Consider the following 4706-nt stretch of genomic DNA (forward strand, 5'->3'; position numbering starts at 1 on the left):
CTCGTCGTGGGGGAGCGGCTCCCCCCCCCCGGATGGGCGGGACTCGCGTGCATCGGGGTCGCGCTGGTGCTCCTGGTGGTCGCGCCCGTCGCGCGGCCGGCGCGGTCCTGACCAGGGCGGCCACGGCCTGGAGGCGCGGTGCGCGTCNGANGTGCACCGCGCCTCCCCGGCTGCTGGTCGCGATGACGGGCGGTCGCCGCCGTCGGAGCGGCGCCCTGCGCGAGGTCGCGGACCCGGATCCCCGTGGTCCCGCTGCGTTCAGCCGACGGGCACGTCCTCGCGGCGCTTCTGCCGCCACGGCTCCGCAGGCTGGTCGGGCCCGTTCCACACCTGCACGACGCCCCACACCGCGGCGAGGAGCGGCACCGAGATGATCGCGCCGAACACGCCACCGAGGACGGTCCCGGCGGTGAGGCCGACGAGGATGACCAGCCCGTGCAGGCTCAGGGTCTTGCCCATCAGCACCGGCTGGAGCAGGTTGCCCTCGACCTGGTTCACCAGCACGACGATGCCGACGACGACGACCGCCTGCACCGGCCCGACGGACACCAGGGTGACGAGCGCGGCGAGGGTGCCGGCGATGGGCGCGCCGATCATCGGGATGAACGAGGTGACGAACGCGACGACCGCCAGCGGGATCGTCAGCGGCACCCCGAGGACCGCCAGACCGGTGCCGATGGCGAGCGCGTCGAACGCGGCGATCGCGGCGGTCCCGCGGACGTAGCCGCCGAGTGTCTGCACGACGCGGTCCCCGACGCGACGAGCGCGGGCGTACTGCGCGCCGGTGAAGGGTCGGAGCAGGAACTCCCAGAGTGCCGGACCGTCCTTGAGGAAGAAGAACAGGATCACCGCCATCAGCACGGCCCCGGTCACGAAGTTCGTCACGGCGGAGATGCCGGCGATGGCACCGGAGCCGAACTGCGGGCTCGTCACGAAGGACACCACGCCGTCGACCGCGTCGTCGATCTGGCCGTCCGTGACGTGCACCGGGAGGTCGTGCAGCACGTCCTGCAGCTGCTGCAGGCCGTCGACCGCGGAGGACTGGAGGCTCGACCACTGGTTCGCGACCGCCGCGATGAGCAGCCACGTGACGCCGGCCATCACGGCCAGCACGGCGAGGAAGCACGCGATCGTCGCGAGGGCCGAGGGCACCCCGTGCCGGCGGAGCCACGACACCAGCGGGTACAGCGCCGACGCCACGATGAGCGCGAGCAGCACCGGGATCGACACGAGGCTCAGGCGCACCGTCGCGAGGACCACCACGGCCGCCACGACGAGGACGACCGACACCTGCAGGCAGCGCACGGCCAGCCGCCCGAAGCCGTCGGACCACACCGACCCCCGGCCGTCGATCGGAGCGGGGGAGCGGTGCAGGAAGGGCATGACGTCCTCGGGGTCGTGGGCGGTGGAACGGGCCGGACCCCGTCGTCACCGCACCGACGCTACCGACGGGGCGGCGGTCGTGCTCAGCGGAGGGCGGTCGTCGGCGGCGCGCGGCGGTTCCTGAGAGGCCACGTGGCAGTCCCGGTGCACGAACGTCGAGGATCGTGCACCGGGACTGCCAGCTGCGGAATCGAGGAGCGCTCCGCGTCAGGGCGTGACCATGCCGCCGTTCACGTTGAGCGTCTCGCCGGCGACGTAGCTCGACTCCTGCGACGCGAGGAAGACGTACGCGGGCGCCAGCTCGGCCGGCTGCGCGGCCCGGCCCATGGGTGACTCGCTCGACCCGAACTCCGGCAGCGTCGACGGGTCCACCCCGCCGCTCGGCTGCAGCACCGTCCACGTCGGCCCGGGGGCGACGACGTTCACGCGGATGCCCCGCTCGACGAGCAGCTGCGACAACCCCTTCGAGAAGTTGTTGATCGCGCCCTTCGACGCGGCGTAGTCGAGGCGGTCGGGTGCGGGCTTGTACGCCTCCATGGAGGCCGTGGTCGTGATCGTCGAGCCCGGGCGCAGGTGGGGGAGTGCCGCCTTCACGAGCCGGAACAGGCCGAACACGTTGACGTCGAACGTCGCCTCGAACTGCTCGTCGGTGATGTCGAGCAGGTCCGGCTGCCACCGCTGCTTGCCGGCGACGCTGACGAGCGCGTCGAGCCCGCCGAGTCCCGCGACCGCCCGCTCGACGAGATCGTTCGCGTAGGCCCGGTCGCGGAGGTCGCCCGGGATCGCGACGGCGGTGCGTCCGGCCGCCTCGACCTGCTCGATGACGTGGTCGGCGTCCGACTGCTCGTCGGGCAGGTACGCGAGCGCGACGTCCGCGCCCTCCCGGGCGAACGCGATCGCGACGGCTGCGCCGATGCCCGAGTCCGCGCCGGTGACGAGGGCCTTCCGGCCCGCCAGCCGACCGGTCCCGCGGTAGCTCGACTCGCCGAGGTCGGGGACCGGGTCCATCTGCGACTGCAGCCCCGGTTCCTCCTGGGTCTGCGGTTCGGGGGAGACGTCGGGGTACCGGCTCCGCGGGTCGCCGAAGGCGTACTGGTCCTCGGGGGCGCTCATCGGGCCGGCTCCAGCTCGACCTTGATCCAGCCCGGCTCGCGGCGGTCGAAGGCCTCGTACGCCTCGATCGCGGAGCCGATCGGCTCGTGCTCCGTGATGAGCGCAGTCGGGTCGAACTGCCCGGCGGCGACCATGTCGATGAGCGGCGGCGTGACCGAGTGGTGGTCGCAGTTGCCCATCCGGATCGTGAGGTTCTTGTTCATGGCCTCGCCGATCGGGTACTGCTGGGCGGTCGGCCCGTAGACGCCGATGATGCCGATCCGGCCGTACTTCGCGACCGCGGCCACCGCCCACTGCGCGACCTGCGAGGGGCCGTCGCCGGGCTTCCACTGCTGCTGGTCGCCGAAGCCGTCCGGGGACGCGTCCGGGGCGACCTGCTGCACCTCGGCGTCGAACGCCGCGGCGTCCTCGTCGGACACGGCGGCCGGCCCGTGCTTCGGACGTTCGGCGTCGACCCCGACGGCGTCGATGACGCAGTCCGCGCCGATGCCGTTCGTCAGGTCCAGGATCGTCTGCACCGGGTCCTCACGGTTGTAGTCCACGACCTCGCAGTGCTGCGCGAGCGCCGCTGCCAGACGGGTCTCCTCGCCGTCGACGACGATGACCCGTGCGGCACCCAGCTTGTACGCCGATGCCGCCGCGAACTGCCCGACGATCCCGGCACCGAAGACGACCACGACGTCACCGCGGGTGACCCCGGCGAGCTCGGCGCCGAACCAGCCGGTCGGGAAGATGTCCGACAGCAGGATCGCCTGCTCGTCGCTGACGTTCTCGGGCAGCGGGTGCATCGTGTTCCGCGCCCACGGCACCCGGACGTACTCCGCCTGGAGGCCGTTCACCGGACCGGTCGACTGCGGGCCGCCGAAGAAGCTGGTGCCCGCCTGCGGCCCGTTCGGGTTCGCGACGTCGCACTGCGCGGTCTTGCCCATCCGGCAGTACCGGCATGCGCCGCACGAGATGGTCGAGTTGATGACGACCCGGTCGCCGGGGCTGAACCCGCGCACGGCGTCTCCGACCTCGGTGACGACGCCGACGGCCTCGTGCCCCAGGATCGTGCCCTCGTGCATCGGCGCCATCGTGCCGCGGACGAAGTGCAGGTCGGTCCCGCAGATCGCGCTCCGCGTGATGCGGACGATCGCGTCCTCGGGGTGCTGGATGGTCGGTTCCGGGACCTCGTCGAGGCGGATGTCCCCGATGCCGTGCCAGACGACTGCGCGCATGTGTTCCTCTTCCGTCGTGGGTTGCGCGGACCACTCAACGCGGCACCGGCTCCGAAGACCCGGAGCGTCAGTCCGCTCGGCGCACCGGGAGCCGGTGGTCAGGCGGACCGGGTTGGGTCGGGGCATGAGCGACGACCAGAAGGAGATCCGCGACGACTTCGCGGACGCCGTGAACATGACCGCCTCGGAGCTGAAGCAGTGGCTCGACACCGACGAGTCGAAGGAGGTCGGGCAGAAGTCCGACGGCGGCGGGGAGTCGACCGGGCACGAGAGCGGCCGGCACATCGTGCGGATCCTCGAGAAGAAGCAGGGCGACTACACCGACGACGACTACGCCCACATGAAGAAGGTCGTCGGGTACGTGGCGCGGCACTCGAAGCAGCGGCCGAAGGGCGACGTGCACGACACCAAGTGGCGGTGGTCGCTGATGAACTGGGGCAACGACCCCGAGAAGGACTGAGCCGGCTGCGAGACCCCGGCCCACCCCGGCGTAGCCTCCGGGCCATGCCGAACCAGCTGAAGAAACCGGACATGTACGAGGAACTCCGCGAGGAGGGCGCCTCGAAGGAGAAGGCCGCGCGCATCAGCAACGCCGCGGCTGCCCGAGGGACGAAGGCCGTCGGGAAGAAGGGCGGTGAGTCCGGCTCCTACGACGACTGGACCGTCGCCGACCTGCGGAAGCGCGCGAAGGAACTCGGACTCACCGGCTACTCGTCGAAGCGGAAGAGCGAGCTGATCGCCGCCCTCCGCGACCACTGACGTCGGCCGCTACGCCACGTGGGCGTTGCGGCGGACGGAGGGCAGGCGGTGGTGGTCGCGGACCAGGGACCGGGCCTCGCGCAGGCGGCGGGCGATGCCCCACTTCGTGACCAACGTCAACGACTCCCGCACGATGTTGCCGCTCATCTTCGACACCCCGTGCTCCCGCTCCGTGAACGTGATCGGCGTCTCCACCACGTGCAACCCCGCCTCCAGCGCACGCCAGCACAG

General features: G+C 71.8%; 5 protein-coding genes and 1 pseudogene. 2 read left to right on the forward strand and 4 right to left on the reverse strand.

Annotated elements, in window-relative coordinates:
- Positions 1-258 precede the first annotated feature (258 nt).
- From I59_RS10770 to I59_RS10780, 3 genes are all read right to left on the reverse strand, one after another.
- Positions 259-1383 carry an AI-2E family transporter gene (locus tag I59_RS10770; protein WP_022903878.1) on the reverse strand — a complete coding sequence of 375 codons (1125 nt, stop codon included), beginning with the start codon at positions 1381-1383 and terminating at the stop codon, positions 259-261.
- 207 nt (positions 1384-1590) lie between these two features.
- On the reverse strand, positions 1591-2496 hold the full coding sequence (locus I59_RS10775; protein WP_022903879.1) for an SDR family oxidoreductase: 906 nt from the start codon (positions 2494-2496) through the stop codon (positions 1591-1593).
- A complete protein-coding gene (locus I59_RS10780) occupies positions 2493-3716 on the reverse strand; it encodes an alcohol dehydrogenase catalytic domain-containing protein (protein ID WP_022903880.1) in 1224 nt (407 codons plus the stop codon). The genes I59_RS10775 and I59_RS10780 overlap by 4 nt, the downstream gene beginning before the upstream one ends.
- A gap of 124 nt (positions 3717-3840) precedes the next feature.
- On the opposite strand from I59_RS10780, the gene I59_RS10785 reads away from it, so the two are divergent.
- Both I59_RS10785 and I59_RS10790 read left to right on the forward strand, forming a co-directional pair.
- Positions 3841-4176, forward strand: coding sequence for a DUF3140 domain-containing protein (locus I59_RS10785; RefSeq protein ID WP_022903881.1), 336 nt, complete (start codon positions 3841-3843; stop codon positions 4174-4176).
- A gap of 44 nt (positions 4177-4220) precedes the next feature.
- Positions 4221-4475 (forward strand): Rho termination factor N-terminal domain-containing protein, encoded by a 255-nt coding sequence (locus tag I59_RS10790; protein WP_022903882.1) that lies wholly within the window; start codon positions 4221-4223, stop codon positions 4473-4475.
- A gap of 9 nt (positions 4476-4484) precedes the next feature.
- Here I59_RS10790 and I59_RS10795 read toward each other — a convergent pair.
- Positions 4485-4706, reverse strand: a pseudogene (locus tag I59_RS10795) (dolichol-phosphate mannosyltransferase); the annotation flags it as partial.

Origin of the sequence: Curtobacterium sp. B8 (genome assembly GCF_000333315.1) — a bacterium.
In the GTDB taxonomy this organism is placed as follows: Bacteria; Actinomycetota; Actinomycetes; order Actinomycetales; family Microbacteriaceae; genus Curtobacterium; species Curtobacterium luteum.

What these genes read in the sequence shown, in the direction of transcription:
- I59_RS10790 (WP_022903882.1), top strand. Translation starts at nt 4,221, where the DNA reads ATGCCGAACCAGCTGAAGAAACCGGACATGTACGAGGAACTCCGCGAG.
- I59_RS10780 (WP_022903880.1), bottom strand. Translation starts at nt 3,716, where the DNA reads ATGCGCGCAGTCGTCTGGCACGGCATCGGGGACATCCGCCTCGACGAG.
- I59_RS10785 (WP_022903881.1), top strand. Translation starts at nt 3,841, where the DNA reads ATGAGCGACGACCAGAAGGAGATCCGCGACGACTTCGCGGACGCCGTG.
- I59_RS10775 (WP_022903879.1), bottom strand. Translation starts at nt 2,496, where the DNA reads ATGAGCGCCCCCGAGGACCAGTACGCCTTCGGCGACCCGCGGAGCCGG.
- I59_RS10770 (WP_022903878.1), bottom strand. Translation starts at nt 1,383, where the DNA reads ATGCCCTTCCTGCACCGCTCCCCCGCTCCGATCGACGGCCGGGGGTCG.